This is a genomic window from Lyngbya sp. CCY1209 (genome assembly GCF_035615495.1).
Classification (GTDB): domain Bacteria; phylum Cyanobacteriota; class Cyanobacteriia; order Cyanobacteriales; family Microcoleaceae; genus Limnospira.
In genome coordinates, this window is record NZ_JAJENU010000655.1 from 12,684 (window position 1) to 30,025 (window position 17,342).

9 protein-coding genes are annotated in these 17,342 nt (G+C 49.9%); 7 read left to right on the forward strand and 2 right to left on the reverse strand.

What is annotated here, in order from left to right:
• The first annotated feature begins 5 nt into the window (after positions 1 to 5).
• Together LKE08_RS27005 and LKE08_RS27010 are read left to right on the forward strand one after the other, a co-directional pair.
• Complete coding sequence (locus LKE08_RS27005; protein ID WP_324707396.1) at positions 6 to 3,248, forward strand: ATP-binding protein; 3,243 nt, start codon at positions 6 to 8, stop codon at positions 3,246 to 3,248.
• 79 nt (positions 3,249 to 3,327) lie between these two features.
• The gene (locus LKE08_RS27010) at positions 3,328 to 4,260 is read left to right on the forward strand and encodes a diguanylate cyclase (RefSeq protein ID WP_324707397.1); all 933 of its coding nucleotides are present in this window, start codon (positions 3,328 to 3,330) and stop codon (positions 4,258 to 4,260) included.
• On the opposite strand, the gene LKE08_RS29350 is transcribed toward LKE08_RS27010, so the two are convergent.
• A complete protein-coding gene (locus tag LKE08_RS29350; protein ID WP_375341469.1) occupies positions 4,250 to 5,665 on the reverse strand; it encodes an adenylate/guanylate cyclase domain-containing protein in 1,416 nt (471 codons plus the stop codon). The two genes, LKE08_RS27010 and LKE08_RS29350, sit on opposite strands and share 11 nt — an antisense overlap.
• A 252-nt stretch (positions 5,666 to 5,917) precedes the next feature.
• On the opposite strand from LKE08_RS29350, the gene LKE08_RS27020 reads away from it, so the two are divergent.
• Positions 5,918 to 7,216 (forward strand): pentapeptide repeat-containing protein, encoded by a 1,299-nt coding sequence (locus tag LKE08_RS27020; protein WP_324707398.1) that lies wholly within the window; start codon positions 5,918 to 5,920, stop codon positions 7,214 to 7,216.
• A gap of 12 nt (positions 7,217 to 7,228) precedes the next feature.
• Here the strand turns inward: LKE08_RS27020 and LKE08_RS27025 are convergent, their stop codons facing one another.
• Positions 7,229 to 7,879: a TenA family protein gene (locus LKE08_RS27025; RefSeq protein WP_324707399.1), complete on the reverse strand. Its 651-nt coding sequence runs from the start codon at positions 7,877 to 7,879 to the stop codon at positions 7,229 to 7,231.
• A 163-nt stretch (positions 7,880 to 8,042) separates the two neighbouring features.
• Between LKE08_RS27025 and LKE08_RS27030 the strand changes: the two genes are divergently transcribed.
• From LKE08_RS27030 to LKE08_RS27045, 4 genes are all read left to right on the forward strand, one after another.
• On the forward strand, positions 8,043 to 9,437 hold the full coding sequence (locus LKE08_RS27030) for a DUF1800 domain-containing protein (protein ID WP_324707400.1): 1,395 nt from the start codon (positions 8,043 to 8,045) through the stop codon (positions 9,435 to 9,437).
• A 424-nt stretch (positions 9,438 to 9,861) separates the two neighbouring features.
• Positions 9,862 to 10,131, forward strand: coding sequence for a YciI family protein (locus LKE08_RS27035; protein ID WP_324707401.1), 270 nt, complete (start codon positions 9,862 to 9,864; stop codon positions 10,129 to 10,131).
• Between the two features lie 94 nt (positions 10,132 to 10,225).
• Positions 10,226 to 13,243 (forward strand): hypothetical protein, encoded by a 3,018-nt coding sequence (locus LKE08_RS27040; protein WP_324707402.1) that lies wholly within the window; start codon positions 10,226 to 10,228, stop codon positions 13,241 to 13,243.
• A gap of 44 nt (positions 13,244 to 13,287) precedes the next feature.
• On the forward strand, positions 13,288 to 16,944 hold the full coding sequence (locus LKE08_RS27045) for a helicase-related protein (protein ID WP_324707403.1): 3,657 nt from the start codon (positions 13,288 to 13,290) through the stop codon (positions 16,942 to 16,944).
• Positions 16,945 to 17,342: the final 398 nt, after the last annotated feature.

The window sequence follows — 17,342 nt, forward strand, 5'->3', positions numbered from 1 at the left end:
CAACTATGAAATTTACTCTCCCCCCCCTCCCCAAATGGCTGTCGTCGTCCGTCCCCAAACTGAAATGGTCTTCTTTTGGCGCCCTGCTGTTGCTGAGTGCGGCGGGGTACTTGGGAAATTACTTCAAATGGCCGCTGTTTTTCGGGGTCGATTTCCTCTTCGGCAGCATCGCCAGTTTGATCGCCGTCTACACCTACGGTATCTTTTGGGGCACCCTCGTCGCCGCGATCGTGGGCAGCTATTCTTACGTCCTCTGGGGACACCCCTACGCCACGATCATTTTTACCTGCGAAGCCCTGTTCGTCGGACAAGCGTTGCGGCATCGACAACAGAGCATGGCCTGGTGGGATGGGATTTATTGGGTGGCGATCGGAATTCCTTTGGTGGGGATATTCTACGGATATGTCCTGCCCATCTCGCTCCAAGGGACCCTCGTCGTCGCCCTCAAACAGGCGATTAACGGCATTTTTAACGCCCTCATCGCCGATTTGATCGTCACTTACCTGCCCTTCCGACACCGCCGGGGAACCCTCTCCTTCGAGCGGACGCTGTTAAATTTGCTCGTGGCTTTCGTGTTATTTCCATCCCTGGCGTTGACGGTGTTTCACGGTCAACAAATGCTGGAAAATTTGGAAACCGAAATTAAAACCGAACTGAAAGCTACATCGGTTCCCTTGGTGAATAGCCTGCATTTGTGGTATCAACAATACTACCATGCCGCCCGAGAATTGGTCTGGATTCTCTCGGAATCCCCCGAGGATTTGTCCCTGTTACAAAACACCACCGAACTGATCCATCGCTCCTTTCCATCTTTCCTCAATTTGACGGTCACGAATTCATCCGGGAAGATTATCGCGGCCTATCCCGCCCAAAATTCCCGGGGCGAATCGGTCATCGGCCGCCGCGTATTGAGTCCGACGGAGATGGCGCAAATCGTCGCCACCAAATCCCCTCAGATCGTCGATTTTCTCGACCCGGGAGAAGGGGAACAAGCGTCCCTGAGAATCCTGCTGCCCGTATTCGAGAACTCGGTTTCCGGGACGGATTGGGTGGGGATTGTGTATGGGACCGTAGCGATCGAACAACTGGCGGAATTTCTGGAGATCAACACCCCCCGCCCAGAAATGGACGCGATTTTACTGGACCGAGACAACCGGGCGATCGTCGTGAGCACCGCATCTTCGGTGCCGGCGGGAAACATCTTCAATCTCCACGAAACGGGCGAACTCGTCGTCCTCGACGACCGAGTTTCCCACTGGTTCCCTCCACCCGTTTCTCCGACGATGGTACGGCGGCGACAATCGTTTTATTTTTTGGAAGCCCCCCTGGAAATCCCCGGGTTGTCCTGGCGCGTTCTCCTGCGGATCACGCCGATCCCTTACATTGACTATCTCGAAGGAATTTATATCCGAAATTTGACGATCATGTTGGTGATTTTTCTGATCGCTTTGCTCGTGTCGGTCAAGATCTCCCACCAACTGGCGACGCCGCTGTTGAAATTGGCGACCGTCACCACGAATTTACCGCAAAAACTGACGGGACGTGGCGGCGCGATCGGCGACAGCGCACCGATCGCCCCCCAGCCCGGCCGGATTCGGGAAATTCAGATTTTGTGGGAAAATTTTCAGCACATGGTCGGGGCGCTGCAAGAACAGTTCGACGCGATCCGTCGCGCCAACGAAACCCTGGACCGCCGGGTTCAGGAACGGACCCGGGAACTGCTGCAACTCAACCGGGAACTGACGGAGGCGAAGGAGGCGGCGGAGGTAGCCAGCCGCTCGAAAAGCGAGTTTCTCGCCAACATGAGCCACGAAATCCGCACGCCGATGAATGCCATCCTCGGATTTGCCGAACTGCTCAAAGATCGGGTCGAAGATCCGAAAGCGTCCGCCTATATCAGCTCCATCGCGGACAGCGGGAAGACGCTGTTGGTGCTCATCGACGATATTTTGGATCTGTCTAAAATTGAGGCGGGCAAACTTAACCTGCACTATGAACCGATCCGGTTGAGGAATCTGGTTGAAGAGATCCGCGAGATCCTGTCCGCCCAAGCCACTCGAAAAGGCCTGGGACTGGCTGTCAACATCGCCCCCACGGTTCCGGAGGCGATCGCCTTCGACGGGATTCGCCTCCGACAGATCCTGTTCAACGTGGTGGGAAATGCGATCAAATTTACGGAGCGGGGACGGGTGACGATTTCCGTCAACGCCCAAACTTATTCCCAGGATGACGGCAACCGGACTTGGCTGGAAATTGCGGTCGAAGATACGGGCATCGGCATCGCCCCGGAGGAGCGGCGGCGCATTTTTGAGGCGTTTACCCAGTCCGACGGGCAGACGACCCGCCAGTACGGGGGGACGGGGTTGGGGTTGGCTATTACACAGCGGTTGACGGAGATGTTGGACGGGCGAATTTTCTTGGAAAGTCAGGTGGGGGTGGGGAGCCGATTCACGTTCATTTTTCCCCGCGTCGCCATCGCCGAGCGGGTTTCCTCGCCGGAAGTCGAGGCGACGGACGTCAATTTTAACCGGTTGCGGGCTTCGACGATTTTGGTGGCGGACGACATCGAATCCAACCGCCAGTTGATCGGGGACTATCTGGCGGGGACGCACCACCGCCTGATATTCGCCCAGGACGGACCCGAGGCGATCGCCCGGGTGCACTCTCAACGGCCTGATGTGATTTTATTGGATTTGCGAATGCCCAAACTGGACGGAAAAGCGGTTTTAAAACAATTGAGGGAAGATGAGAACACTCGAAGGATTCCGGTGATTATTTTGACGGCATCCGTGCAGTTGGATGAACAGTTGGAGTTGGAACCCCTCTGCCAGGGTTTTCTGCGGAAACCGGTGAATCGCAAATGCCTGGTGTCAGCACTCAAACAGATTTTACCCCAGGCCCCCCCCCGAATCCCCCCCCAGAACGCGGAGGAGGCGATCGCGTTCTCTGCGCCACTCGCGCCGGAGGAACCCGACAAGGGACTCCGGCGGGACGAACTGCTCGAAAAGTTGACTCGGGAAGAACAGACCTCCTGGCCCCAACTGTGCCGGACGATGAAAATGCGGGAGTTGCGAGAGTTTGCCCGCCACCTGCGGGATTGGGGGTCGGAGTACCGCTCTGGCCTACTCCTGGACTACGCCGCTGAGCTCGAAACCCAACTGGAAGGGTTTGATTGGGATCGCATACCCGGGACGCTGAAACGGTTTCCGGAAATTCGGCAGTCTCTCTCCGGGATCATTGACAATTGATCATTGATAATTATCAAATTTTGACAGTATTTTTTTGCTAGAATCAACAAGTGATAGTCTGAATCGACACCCGTGTACAGTGGAATCTTTTAATCCAGAAAATTTTCTCATTCTCATCGTTGATGATGTCAGCAAGAATTTACAAGTCGTCGGGGCAATGCTCGATGAGGTGGGTTATGCGACCACCTTTGCGACCAGCGGAAAACAGGCGATCGAACGGGTCAAAACGGCGAACCCGGACTTGATTTTATTGGATTTGATGATGCCGGAGATCAACGGTTTGCAGGTGTGCGAACATTTGAAAGCTGACCCCCTGCACGCGGAAATCCCGATCATCTTTCTGACAGCCAGCAACGACTCTCAACACCTGCTGCAAGCCTTCGGCCAGGGCGCCGTCGATTACGTCACCAAACCCTACAAGGCGCCGGAACTCCTCGCCCGGGTGAAAACTCACTTGGAACTCAAGTACACCCGGGATGAGTTAAAAAAGGCTCTGGTGGAGTTGGAGACCCTGGCGACGACGGACTCCCTGACGGGTATCTCCAACCGTCGCCACCTTCTGACGTTGGCGGAGCGGGAATTTCAACGCGCCCAGCGGTATCGGAACCCGTTTTCGATACTGATGTTGGATATCGACCATTTCAAGTCCATTAACGATACCTACGGCCACGCGACGGGAGATGAAGCCCTGAAACTGATGGCCGACGTGACCCGAAATGCCCTGCGGCAGGTGGATATTTTCGGGCGCTTCGGGGGGGAGGAGTTCGTGGTCTTTTTGCCGGAAACGCCACTCCCGGATGCCGTGACGGTGGCCGATCGCATCCGGGAGGCGATCGCGTCGGTGTCGGTGGCTATGGACGATGCCGCGATTCGGATGACGGTGAGCATCGGGGTGGCGACCTACCAAACCGAGGAACCCAACCTCGACACCCTGCTGATGCGGGCGGACAAGGCCCTCTACGAGGCCAAGCAGCGGGGCCGCGATCGCGTGGTTGCCGATCCTACGAATTAGTTTCCCGCCGGCCGAGCAGCCAGTAGGTGGTCATGTTCCCCTTGCCTTTGATGGGGATAATGCCCCGTTTTTCGAGGACGTAGCGATCGCCCAACAGTCGATAAGTCGGTTCGCCAACCTGAATTTTCCCCGCTTCCCCCTGGGATTCCATGCGGCTGGCGACGTTGACCGCATCCCCCCACAAATCATAGGTAAATTTTTTCAAGCCGATCACCCCCGCCACCACCGGACCGGTATTGATGCCGATGCGGATGTCGAATCCCCGGTCGAGTTGATGTCGGAACTCGCGGACAACTCGCTGCATTTCCAGGGCCAAATCCGCGATCGCCGTGGCGTGGTCGGGTCTGGGGGTGGGAATCCCGCCCACCACCATGTAGGCGTCGCCGATGGTTTTGATTTTTTCCAACCCATATTTATCCGTGAGGCGATCGAAGGCTGAAAAAATTTGATTGAGTAAATTCACTAATTCCGTAGGAGATACTTGGGAACTAAGTCCGGTGAAGTCGGTGATGTCCGCGAACAAAATCGTCGCCTGGGCAAACCCATCGGCGATACAACCGGGGGTCTGTTTCAACCGGTCGGCGATCAGATCGGGGAGGATATTGAGCAGCAGGGTTTCTGATTTTTCTTTCTCGAGTCGCAGGGCTTCTTCTGCTTGGTGTTGTTGGGCGATCGCCTGACCGACGCGATCGTACATTTGAATAAAAGCGCCGATCACCTCTCCGAGTTCGTCCCGGCGATGGACGGAATGGCTGTAAAATTGTGGGGGCGGTCGGTTGCCACTGAGGGCTTCTCCTGCTTGGGTTAAATCCTCTCGTAAATTCAGGATCGGCAAAATCACCAAATAATTGAGGACGATCATCGTCGCCCCGGTGACAAATACAGAAATAATCAAAACCAGTCCCGCAATTCGCAGCACGAAATACCACACCTCGCGGGAGACGTCGGAGGCATCGTGGCGGAGAATAATTGTATAATCATCGAGGGGAAACACATCGCAGGCGAGATCGTAGCGATCGCCTTGGAGAGTTTGTAAGTACAGGCGCTGCCCCTCCCGAGCCGCTTCAAAGGACAAGGCGGGCGGTTCACCAAAGATCCCGATTAGTTCTCCGTCGGAGGTGTAGAGAGTACCACCCACCACGTCGGGATTCATGCGATGCAGGTTTCGCAGTTGTTCCAGGAAATCCGCCGGGGACTGATGGGGGTAGGTTGCCACAATCCAGGCAATTTTTCCCGAGGAGAGGCGGTGGTATTGGGCCAGCAACTCTTGCTGGCGACGGTACACCGAGGGGATGAGAATGATCGCTTCGATCAAAACGATGCTGGTGGCGATCCAAAATGTGATCCGCCGGGACAGTCTGGCTCTGAGCAATCTGACGAGTTCTGATAGGAGTTTGGATGTCATCGGATGTCGGAGGTGGGAGTTTCGGGGTGCGGGAGTGGTAGATGTGCACCCGCTCCCCGGAAAGGTTTTTTTATGCATCTGATTTGGACACCCCGAACCGGTTTCCAGAATACCCGGGGCACTCCCCAACTGTTTCAAGGCGGGGCGGGGTTTTTCCGGTCGGGCGATCGAGCATCTCGCCCAGTTCCGATACAATCAAATCAAAATCGATCCGATTTTTCTTGATTGTGCAAATATCTTTATTATGCAAATATGACAGTCGATCCGAATTCAACTCAACCGCCACAACCCAATGAGACTGCAGATAGCCCCAATGGGACGATCGCCACTGCCCTGGAAATGACATCCGTTCCAGGCAATGGGGAGGGGTTCTCCCTGGGAGATGGGGCGCAATTGCCCCAGGAGGCTTCACCTTCTGATGGTAGCGCGGATGCGATGTCACCTCGACTGAGCAATTGGCCGGCTTCCGTACTCACTTTGGGCGCGATCGCCGTGATGATTTTGGGGTTGGCGATCGATAATGTTTGGGTGGGATATGTCAGCGCCATCATCGCCATTTCGGCCGCGTTGCTGATTATCTGGCCGAGTTGGGGCAAGATCTGGACGACGCTGATCCCTTCGGTGTGGCGGAGTTTGATCGTTGCCAGCTTCGGGATTTTGGCCGGAATCACCGGGTTGCTGATGTTGAGCGGGTCTAACACGGACCTCGGCAGCCGCAATATTGTCATTAACTGGGACGCCATCGGGGCCCTCGGGGAACTGATCGGCGCTTTGGGTCAGATTATGATTGCGATTTTGGCGGTTTATGTGGCTTGGCGTCAATATGTGATTTCTCGGGATTTGACGATTCAGCAGAACCGCATCACCCAACAGCAGACGATTGATGCTTACTTTCAGGGGGTGTCGGATCTGGCTTTGGGGGAACAGGGGTTGTTGGAAGATTGGCCCCAGGAACGGGTGATTGCCGAAGGACGCACGGCGGCGATTATTCGCAGCGTGGATGCGGAGGGGAAGGCGAAGATTTTGCGGTTTTTGTCCCAGGCGCGGCTGATTACTCCCCTGAAACGCGATCGCCATTTGGGACGCCCGATTTTGGACGGCAACGGCAGCTATGCAGAAGATCGGGCTACGGGTATCCGGGTGATTGATTTGGGGGCGATGTTGGCGGGAGCAGACTTGGCTAATATGGATTTGCGGCGCACCGATTTGGGCGAGGCGAATTTGGTGCGGGCGAATTTGAGCGGTTGCGATCTGGTGCGGGCGAATCTTTCCCGTTCCATTCTCTTCGAGGCGAACCTCTCGCGGGCAAATTTGCGATCGGCTAAGTTTTTCTATGGCTCGGCGGAAACGGCGAGCCCCCGCACCCGCACGTTGATTCCCGACTACGCCACGGGTTACAACACCGGGGCGGTGGTGGAAAATGTCGATTTTACGGGGGTTCTGAACCTGTTGGAGGAGAATCGTTACTATTGCTGCGCCTGGTGCGGTTCTAAGGCTCGGGAGACGATTCCGGGAGGATGCGAGGGGATTCCCAACAAGTTGGGAAGATGAGAAAACCCCCTCTCAGTCTCCCCCTTGCGAAGCGGGAGAGGTAGAAAAGGCTTCCCAGGCGGCTTGGAAAAAGTCCCGTTCGCACAGCATGGCGTAATTGTAGATGCTTTCGGCTCCGGCGCGATCGCAAATATAGCGATCGCCGAGGGTTTCCAATTGTTGGGCGAGTTCTTCAAAGTCCTCGCCGCTGTAGGTTTCGATCCAGTCGGAATAGGAATGTTTGGGAATTTCGGGGGCGGCGAGTTGTTGTCCTAAAAAGGCGTACAATCGCAGACAGGGCATCATTGCCGCCGTGATGTATCCCACATCTCCCCCCCAGGCGGTGGCGAGGAGAAAGTCGGTGTAGCGACGGGTGGCGATCGCGGGTTGGGTTCCGGCGAGGTTGACTCCCCATTTTTGAGCATAACTGCCGTGCAGTTGCAGTTCTTTTAAGACTCCATCTCCGAGGGCGTGAAAGGTTCGGAAACCCTCCCAATCGGGGGTTTTGGCGGCGGCGATGCTGTAGGCGCGGGCGAAGGAACCGAGGAAAAAGGCGTCCTGTCCAATATAGTGGCGAAAGCAGGTTTCGGGGAGGGTGCCGTCGGCGATGCCCCGGACGAAGGGATGATTTAAGCAGGCTCGGGCGAGATCCTGATGGGCATTCCAAAGTTGAGTAGATATCATTAAATCAGTCTGTTTGATTGACTTTGATATAATGTTTATTTTAGCATCATTGTTTCCAAATTTCAATCCGGGCCTAAATTGAACCACAGAGGCACAGAGGACACGGAGAAGGGGTTATCACTATCCAATCCGGTCAAATTAATCCTATCAAATTGGGAGTTTTATGATGAGCGATCGCAAAGTCATCCACCTCGCAAACCGCCTCAGTTTGGGGTTGAAGCAAGGACAAATTGACGACATTAAAAAGACGGGGATTTCGGGATATATTAACTCGCAGCTCAATCCGGTGGCGATTCCGATACCCGAACAACTGCAACGGCAACTGCAACCGTTGAACACGCTCCCCTGGCAACCGGGAAAGCTTGTATTTGAACAAAATCGGATAGTCAATGAGGCGAAAAAACTGGATTTAGATCGGCGATCGCTGCAAAAAGTTCGCCGACAATTTCAGCAAAGAGTTATTAATCAGGTGAGACTCGGACGGCTGATTCGAGCCTTGCATAGTCCCCGAGAGTTGGAAGAAGTGATGGTAGATTTTTGGTTCAATCATTTCAATGTTTTCGGGATGCAGGGATTGGCGAGAATTTGGATCGGTTCCTACGAAGAACAGGCGATCAGACCCCACGTTTTCGGTAAATTTCGGACGCTTTTGGGGGCGATCGCACACCATCCCGCCATGTTATTTTATCTCGATAATTGGCAAAATACTGCGCCGGGTAGTCCGGGGGCGACGGGGAGATTTAAGGGTTTGAACGAGAATTATGCTCGGGAATTATTGGAATTACATACCTTGGGAGTTGATAGCGGATATACCCAGAAAGATGTGATGGAATTGGCGCGGATTTTGACAGGTTGGGGATTGCCGAAACCGGGCGATCGCGCCGGAGATGAAGATGGATTTTATTTTGATGAAACGCGCCACGATTTTGATGATAAAATATTATTGGGAAAAACGATAAAAGGACGGGGGATTGAAGAAGTTGAAGAGGCGTTGGATCTGTTGGCGAATCACCCCTCTACGGCCCAAAATATCGCCTACAAACTCGCCCAGGCTTTCGTGGCGGACGAACCCCCCGAGTCTGTGGTGGTTGATTTGAGCGATCGCTTTTTGGAGACGGGTGGGGAGATCAGAGAAGTGCTGAAAACCCTATTTAACAGTACAGATTTTTGGGATGAAAGGAATTACAACGCCAAATTCAAAAATCCCTATCGTTATATAACCTCTATTATGCGTGCGATCGGAGAAGTCAGCAATTTCAACCCAATTAATGGCATTTTAAATCAACTGGGAATGCCGCTGCACGCCTGTCCGTCCCCCGACGGTTATAAAAACACTCAACAGGCTTGGTTGAATCCTGATACGATGGTTCGCCGCAGCAGTTTGGCGGTGCCTTTGGCGGGGGGGTTACTCCACGAAGGAAATCCCGTCGATGCCAACCAGTTGGGGGAAACCTTGGGGATTACATTATCGCCTAAAACTCGTCAAGTTTTGGAAGAAAGTCCGGAAAACTTGAGGGGTGCTATTTTACTGGGAAGTCCCGAATTTATGCGATATTGAAATAGGGCAGGTATTTCACCACAGAGGCACAGAGGACACGGAGAAATCCCTTGATAATTATAGTGGTTTTCGCTCCAATGAGATCCGGTTGATCCCCCTAAATCCCCCTTGAACTCCCCCCTTACAAAGGGGGGGTAGGGGGGGATGGGGACTTTGAATTATTCCGAGCATTCAATCTGATTTGATATGATAACACAACAGAACCGAGTCCACGCTTAGTGGACTTTTGCTATTAGCCTTGAAATTTATTTCAAGGCGGGTGAACCGATATGGCGACTGCAATAATTCCCGATCGCGTGAGAATATTCAACTTATTTTGATGTGGATATTTGACCGAATTTGCTCGGGATTAAAAATGGTCGTATTTGCCAGCGATCGCTCAATCCTATAAAATAGAATTCAGACCTAAATCGTAACAATAGCCATGCCAAAATATATCATGTTCGGAAGCTACTGCGAAAACGTCCTCGAAAAGCGGGCACCTCACCGTCAGGCACATTTGGACGGATTAAAGCAGCAAAAAGAATCGGGAGTTTTGGTGACACTCGGTCCCACCAAAGACACCACCAAAGTTTTCGGCATCTACGAGGCTGAAGACGAAGCCACCGTCCGGGAGTTGGTGGAAAACGATCCCTACTGGAAAAATGGCATCTGGACGGAGTACGAAGTTAAGGAGTGGATTCAGGCGTTTTAAGGTGGTTCACCCACTGAGAAAAAATTGACTGGGGGGTAGACCTGCGGGGTCTACCCGTAGTACACTGGAGGGATGCAGGGTATCAGTGAATGCCATGAATGTTTTAGAACAGGGTTCGGACGATTTAGCACCCGTCGATTACAGCGATATATTGCAAAAAATATTGGGGTTAGTTCGCCAGGAAAATCCGTTTAAAATATCGAAAGATGGAAATCATCTGATCGTCGATTTGGATGCGATCGCCACTCAAATTGCTGTTGCCAAAATTCAGAGTCCCATCACTTCCAGTCAGCGAGTTCGTTCCGCAACGGTTAATTTTAGTCCCAGTTTTCAGCCAAAATTTCCGGGGTTGATTCGCGACATACGAGATCAATTAAAACAGAATCTATCGGATTGCGTCCAAACTCAAAATTTTGAGAGTATCGAACAATTTGTCAAGAGCTATCTTGAAAATTTACAGAGGGGAAGTTCAAACCAACTCGGTTTATTGTATAATTTCCCGGCGACTGCATCCGTACAGAAATCCGGGTTGGAAACGCGGCGGGATGATGTGGGAAGCAAGTCTTTGCTGAAATTCCACAAACTGACGATTTCGGTTCGCCATATCTCGCGGTTTCAAGCCGATCTGATCGCTGGAGTGAAAAACCACCTGGAACAAAGACTTGGAGACGAATTTGAGAACAATCGAGATGATATCGAAGAACAAATCGACGATTTAGAAGAAAATATCAATTCCGACTTCTACAAATTGCGGCGGGTGGTGGATACGGAATCCTTGGGGAAACTGAAAAAAGAAGCGAAAATTCGCTATTTGGAATACCTGCGAGATAATTTGGAAACCCAGGATCATCCCGATTTGGTTTATTTGCAGGATTTGATTCGGCGACTGAAAGCGATCGAGGAATATATTGGAAATCCTGACAAGCAGGATGGCGATTATGATGTCAGCTATGGCGGGGAAACCATCAATTATCGGGAAGTCTTTTCGCGATCGGAAGCCTTCGATCCCCTTCCCATCATTCCCATCGTCACCGACAGTTTGGGGGAAACCACCTCTTCCGACGGCAGCGATCGCACTTTTACATTTGGCTTGAAACTGAAATTTAACAATCCCGTTCAGGCTCGCGGCGGGGATAAAGCCTTCGACTATCATTTGAAACGGATCAATCCGGAGAGTTCGGAACATAAAGAAGAAGTCAGCCAAGATTCCGCAAAGTTTTATAGAAAACTGTTGAAGTGGGTGTTTCTCTACTATTTTGCGTTTGCAACCCACGGAAATCCAGAAGATCCCAACTACGATCGCCAATCCGAACTCACCTATGATGTTATCGAAAACTTTGAAAAGCGAGTTTTACCCATCCTAAAAGGAAGTGATGAGGACAAAAAAACCCGGTTATTGAAAAATTTCGTGTCGAGATTTGAAGAATTAAATGTCCGCCACAAAATCAAACGGCTCAAAAAGTTACTCCACGGTTTCATCGAACAAAAAACTATTCTACAACCCCGGTACTTCTCCCTTCAGATTGGCGTCAATCGCGGCATCTTAAAACGAGATCCTGATAGCCTGATTGAAGGAATGTTCTTTAATGATGTCGTCAGAGAGAATCCGAAAAAATGCCTTCAGTACATCACCATCGGCGAGTCTTACCCCGACGAGCAGATGTTGTGTCAGCTTCCCGCTCATCTCAAAATTGAAGATATCCGCTATTATCAAACGACAGAGCATGAGGAATTTAAAATTGCCTACTCTGATTTAAAAAAAGTGCGAGCGTTACCGGTATTATTCGTTCCCAATAGTAAACTGAGTGAAGAAACCAGGGGAAAAAATTTTAATGCCATTAAATGTATCGTTTTTCCCTACAATCCCCGCCGCCTGGATAAAGATCAATTCAACTCGGTACAGGCTTTTGTTTATCAGTTTACAATGTCCTTGCTGGTTTACATCACGCTGCGGGTACTTCTCGACGATGTTAAATATATGGTGTTTGTTCCAATTTTGCGGTTTCACGAAGGGACATCGGAAAAACCGTCTCCTTCTGAGGAGTTTATGGCGGATTTATCGAAAGTTATTGCTCATTTTTTGAACGAGAAATATCGCTCTAATTCCCAAGGAATCCGTATTCAAGACATCAATAGGTTTAAATTACAAAATGCTTTAAGTTCCCTCTATTCAGTTTTGCCTCGAACCTTCACATTTACCGAATCTCTACCGCGACAGGATTCGTCATCTCCCCTGGATAAGTTGGCTTTAATTGTGGTGTCGAGCGTCGAAAGTGACGGGTTGCGAACCAATCGCGATCGCCAAGATCGAATTTTAACTCTATTTGGCGAAGCGGTGGGAATCACCAACAATTCGGGTACGGTTCGGATGCAACTGCTGAAAACCTTTTCCGCCAATTATCGCGATCGCAAATTGTACGCCGAACCGTCTATCCTGAAAGATACCGTCGATTACCTTTATAAAAAACTGGGATACCGTCACTTTTTATATGTAGCTCAGGCTCCCTACACGGACAATCTCAACTTGACGCAAGTTCAAGACGAAAGCCAGTATTATTTCATGTCACCCACCTTGATAAAATTCCTGGTTGCCGATTTGGATGACATCTACCTGTATCCCATATTTTTCAATAAATACTATGTCAAGAAATCAAAACGTCTTTCTGAGAGTTCCTACAGTCTCAACAGTACGGAACAGTTGTTGAATTTAATGGAAGATGAAAGTCATAAGGTGGTGTTATTCTTCAACCTGTTTAATGGTTTGTCGGTTGGAAAAGGGGACGATCGCTTTTATAACGGTGTCATGTCTTACTCTACCCTGGTGAATATTTATCCGAAAGTGTTCGATGATAGCGAGATTCGCCGGGGATTGATTGAAGAGGGTTCTCTGAAACAGGATATCCTCCAATATTTGACGCTATTTCACTTTTATCGATTGGAAAAAAATACCGGAAGAATACAGCTCAAACTCGATCCCTACGATCGCATCATCGGTGACGAGTCGTTGCGGAAACAGGCGGTATTTAACCACATGAGGGGAGATGTCAAATTTAATACCCTCGCTTTTTTGGCTGAAGTCAATTCGAGTTTGTATTCTGAAACAGTTGAATGACAGCCAGGATGGCTGTGCTACTCGGTAAGGAAGGAGGTTTTTTGATGGTTGCGGAGAATTTGGGACGGCTGTTTGAGGTGGGTTTCAATATCGGAGTTTTGGCGGCGATCGCCAAAATTGAACTGTCCCACAATTTCGGCGATTTGTATCGTCGCGATCTCGAAAATTTGCGATTTCCCAAAATGCGACAGCAAATCGTCAAGGATGGGAATATTATCGATCCAGCGGATATTGAAAAGGTGAAAAAATGGGGATTATTTTTGATCCAGAAAGGTTGGCTGTCGGGATTTAACTTTTTTCGGGAATATGTGGAATCGCTGGGAAAAGATGTATCCAAATATGAAATCGTTTACTATCAATGCTGTTTTTCTGGCGACAACAGTATCAAACAATATCCCAAAGATGGCAGTCTGGAAGTGTCGGAGTGGTTGTCTCAGTTGGGAGATGCGATCGCTCCCTCTGAATTGAATCGATATCGGGAAAAATACAGCGGAAAAGGGGAGTTTTTAAAAGCCGATACCCTGATGTTACTCCGACGGCGGCGAACTTTGAAAATATTGGCGATCGACTTATCAGTTTTTTCGGTAAAGGAAACTCAGGATCTCCTCGATTTACAGGATAAAGATTTAGTCAACCAGCGGCGACTGTTGTGGCGGGAGATTAGCTATCTGAAGTCGAAAAGTGCCTTTGCCAAGCTGCGACTTGATACCGGGACGGATGCCGATCTGGATCTCGAATTTTCCGATAACTTGAAACACTACTTTACCGCTTTCAAGCGACGGGACAAAGAAAGTACAAAACTGATTCAAGCCGCCAGTTATGCCTACAGCTTTTATGGCTTTTTGCGGGAAGTCGGCATCGTCAACTCCGAGACAGATACAATCATTAATGCGGTGGGATACAGCGATCGCGGCATTAGTTCGATATCTCTCAACCCGAAACATTCCCAACATCTGGATTTGCTGAAAACCTGCAACAACATCTATAAAAATGAACCCAGAGACGAGGAAATCGCGACGGCTAGAAAGCAGGTTTTGCAGACCATTCGTCGCAACCTGAAAAAAAGCTTTGAGGACGGAAATGCCTGGATCGATAAGCTATCCCATATCCAACCCGATCGCATCAATATCATCCCCCCACACACCGAAATTATCGATCACTTTAGTTCCACTTTGGAATTGAGACAACCCCACGCAGAAAAGGTGAAAGCTGCACTCGCCTCCGATAATACCTATATTTTTCTAACCGGAAATCCCGGTATCGGCAAAACGACCGCGATCGTCGAGTTTTTAAAAACCCACATCGACGAAGGATTTCTCTTCTTTTATGTCAGTCCCCGCAAACAGGTCAATTTGGATATTATCGAGAAATTCAAGAACCCAGAAACCAAGGAAATTTGCGACGATCGCCTGTTTTGCATGACCACCAACTCGACCCTAATTGACAATTACGCACCCGCCAAAGCGGTCAATTACTTATCCCAACAAAAGCAAGGTGATTTTTCCCATCACGCCGTCACCTTTGTCGATCTCAACGAGCCTCCCAAACCCTTCAAATCCCATCAAAATGCCGTTCAAAGAATCACCGAAAGCCGCCTCAAAAACGCTCCCCACAAACGACCTGGAGTTTTATCAACCCTGTGTGAAGCCGTCCGCCACGCCGTCAACGATCGCATCTCCAACAATATCGTCGCCACCGCCTGCATTCAGTCCCTCAGAATTACCGCCACCGGCCGCAATACCCTGGAAAATTTCAGGATCATTTTTAAAGATGCCTACAATAAGCGATCGGGAACCGTCAACTCGAAAAAAATGGGGGAAATTTCCGGCCGCATCAAACATCTGTTTATCATGATCGACGAGATTACCGGAGATCACAGTGGCGTGGATTTTTTGAGTGAAATCAAGAAAATTATCGGCGAGTATGAATTGAGCGATCGCCGCCACGGCTTCAACACAAAAGTCATCGTCGCCGACGCCTCCATCGTCGATCCGGAAGTGATCACACAGCATCTCTCCGAAACGTCCGCCGAACCGGACAAAATCTTTTTCCGCCGGGTATCGGATTTGGAAATACCTCCCCTGTCCCAACGAGAATTTAAGTTCAACCGTTTGCCGGCGATCGCCATTAACGCCAATTCCTACCCCGCCAAACAGTTGTCAATCACTTATAAAGCATTTGTCGAATCGGTCAAATTTAACGAAGAGAAATTTTTCAAACAGAAAGATAAACTCTCGACAACGATTTTACAGCAAATTCTGGACGATATCAACGCACTCCGCAGCCGTCCCGGGACGGGTCAAATTTTGGTTTATATTCAAAATAAACAGAAATTACAGCAGTTGATCGAATCGATCCAAAAACAGGAACCATTTGTCAAAAATGAAGATTATCTGGAAGTGCACGCCAACCTTTCGGAATCTGACAGAAAGGAAATCGGTTTGTATCGCGATCGCGTCAAAGTTGTATTTATGACCTCCTCTGCCAGTCGAGGTCTGTCTTTCCCAAAATCCCAACATATTTTGGTGGAAATTCCCCAGTTTCAAGTCGAGAGTAACTTGATGGAAATCATCCAAGTTATCTATCGCTGTCGGGGAGAGTTTTCGGAAAATGGAAAATCCCAAACTTTGGATAATACCGATAAAGAATTGACGTTTTATCTGTGCGATCGCGCGGTTTATTACGGCGACGACAGCGACCCCGAACTCTCCATCCAAGAAAGCGTTCTCAACCTATTTAACTTATTGTTAATCCTCAAAACCGCCATCATGACCCGCATTCGCGGTTATGGCAAAATCGGACGGGATCATTTCTTAATCATTCCCATCGGCGGCAAGTCCCTGTCCGCCTCCGGCGAAAGTCTGACCGGTCAACTGGCGACCCTAATTAAGGAGTTAAAAAAAGAATATCATAGAAACCGTAAAAATACAACCCTAGCAGAAATTTATGATAGCCTCCAGAATCTCCTCAGTCGGGGGGAATTTTTGCTGAGGCCGGATGGAGGCGAAAAACGCCAAAATTTATCCTATTTAGATTTACGAGAACAATTCAATCACGGTTTTGAAAAACGCTGCGATCGCCTGGATAATTTGCTGGATATCGGCAATATCGAACCCGGTCATACTTTCGGCAGCCTGCTACTGGTTCCCCTCAAAAATCAAAACTTAGAAGAAACCTACGAAATCCGGCTGTCAGAAATCGAAACCCACGCCACCGACGCACTGCGGAATAAAATGATCGCCATCCGGGAAAGTTCCCAATACCCGGAAAGCCTGCGATCGCTAATGGGACGCGCGATCGCACTGATCGATAAACTCAAAGAACCCCGCGATCGCACCCAGCGACTCGAACAACACAACCGCTGGAGTGACCAATATTATGCAATTCCTTTATTTGCGTTTATCGTCGGCGACATCATCCGCGACTATTTCCAAAATGAACCGTTAAAAAATGACCAAAAACCGGAAGACGAAGACAACAATTTTCGCGTCATTTTGAGTCAATATATCCACCAACTCTACCCCGCAGAACAGGTATTACCCATCGGCGATCGCTACCGAGAATTTCCCTTCGTCATCTTCAGAAGCTACAGCCTCAAACAGATGCGATCGAAACTTTTCACCGATCGCTATCTCCTCACCTCCACCGAATTAAATGTCCTCAATCTAATCCTCATGAAAAGCAACCCAATTGATCAATAAAAACTGTAGGGGCAAGCCTCTGTGCTTGCCAATCATATAGGCTTGCCAATCATACAGCCAACTGTAGGGGCAAGCCTCTGTGCTTGCCAATCATATAGGCTTGCCAATCATATAGTGCTTGCCAATCCTATAGTGCTTGCCAATCATATAGTGCTTGCCAATCATACAGCCAACTGTAGGGGCAAGCCTCTGTGCTTGCCAATCATATAGTGCTTGCCAATCATATAGTGCTTGCCAATCCTATAGCCAACTGTAGGGGCAAGCCTCTGTGCTTGCCTATTTATCTAAAATGATGGCTTGCTTCCATTTATCCTCTAACAAGGGCAACCCTATAAGGTTGCCCCCACAGAATTTTAAACAGAATTTTAAACGGGCAACCCTATAAGGTTGCCCCCACA

What these genes read in the sequence shown, in the direction of transcription:
- LKE08_RS27005 (WP_324707396.1), top strand. Translation starts at nt 6, where the DNA reads ATGAAATTTACTCTCCCCCCCCTCCCCAAATGGCTGTCGTCGTCCGTC.
- LKE08_RS29350 (WP_375341469.1), bottom strand. Translation starts at nt 5,665, where the DNA reads ATGACATCCAAACTCCTATCAGAACTCGTCAGATTGCTCAGAGCCAGA.
- LKE08_RS27020 (WP_324707398.1), top strand. Translation starts at nt 5,918, where the DNA reads ATGACAGTCGATCCGAATTCAACTCAACCGCCACAACCCAATGAGACT.
- LKE08_RS27025 (WP_324707399.1), bottom strand. Translation starts at nt 7,879, where the DNA reads ATGATATCTACTCAACTTTGGAATGCCCATCAGGATCTCGCCCGAGCC.
- LKE08_RS27030 (WP_324707400.1), top strand. Translation starts at nt 8,043, where the DNA reads ATGATGAGCGATCGCAAAGTCATCCACCTCGCAAACCGCCTCAGTTTG.
- LKE08_RS27035 (WP_324707401.1), top strand. Translation starts at nt 9,862, where the DNA reads ATGCCAAAATATATCATGTTCGGAAGCTACTGCGAAAACGTCCTCGAA.
- LKE08_RS27040 (WP_324707402.1), top strand. Translation starts at nt 10,226, where the DNA reads ATGAATGTTTTAGAACAGGGTTCGGACGATTTAGCACCCGTCGATTAC.
- LKE08_RS27045 (WP_324707403.1), top strand. Translation starts at nt 13,288, where the DNA reads ATGGTTGCGGAGAATTTGGGACGGCTGTTTGAGGTGGGTTTCAATATC.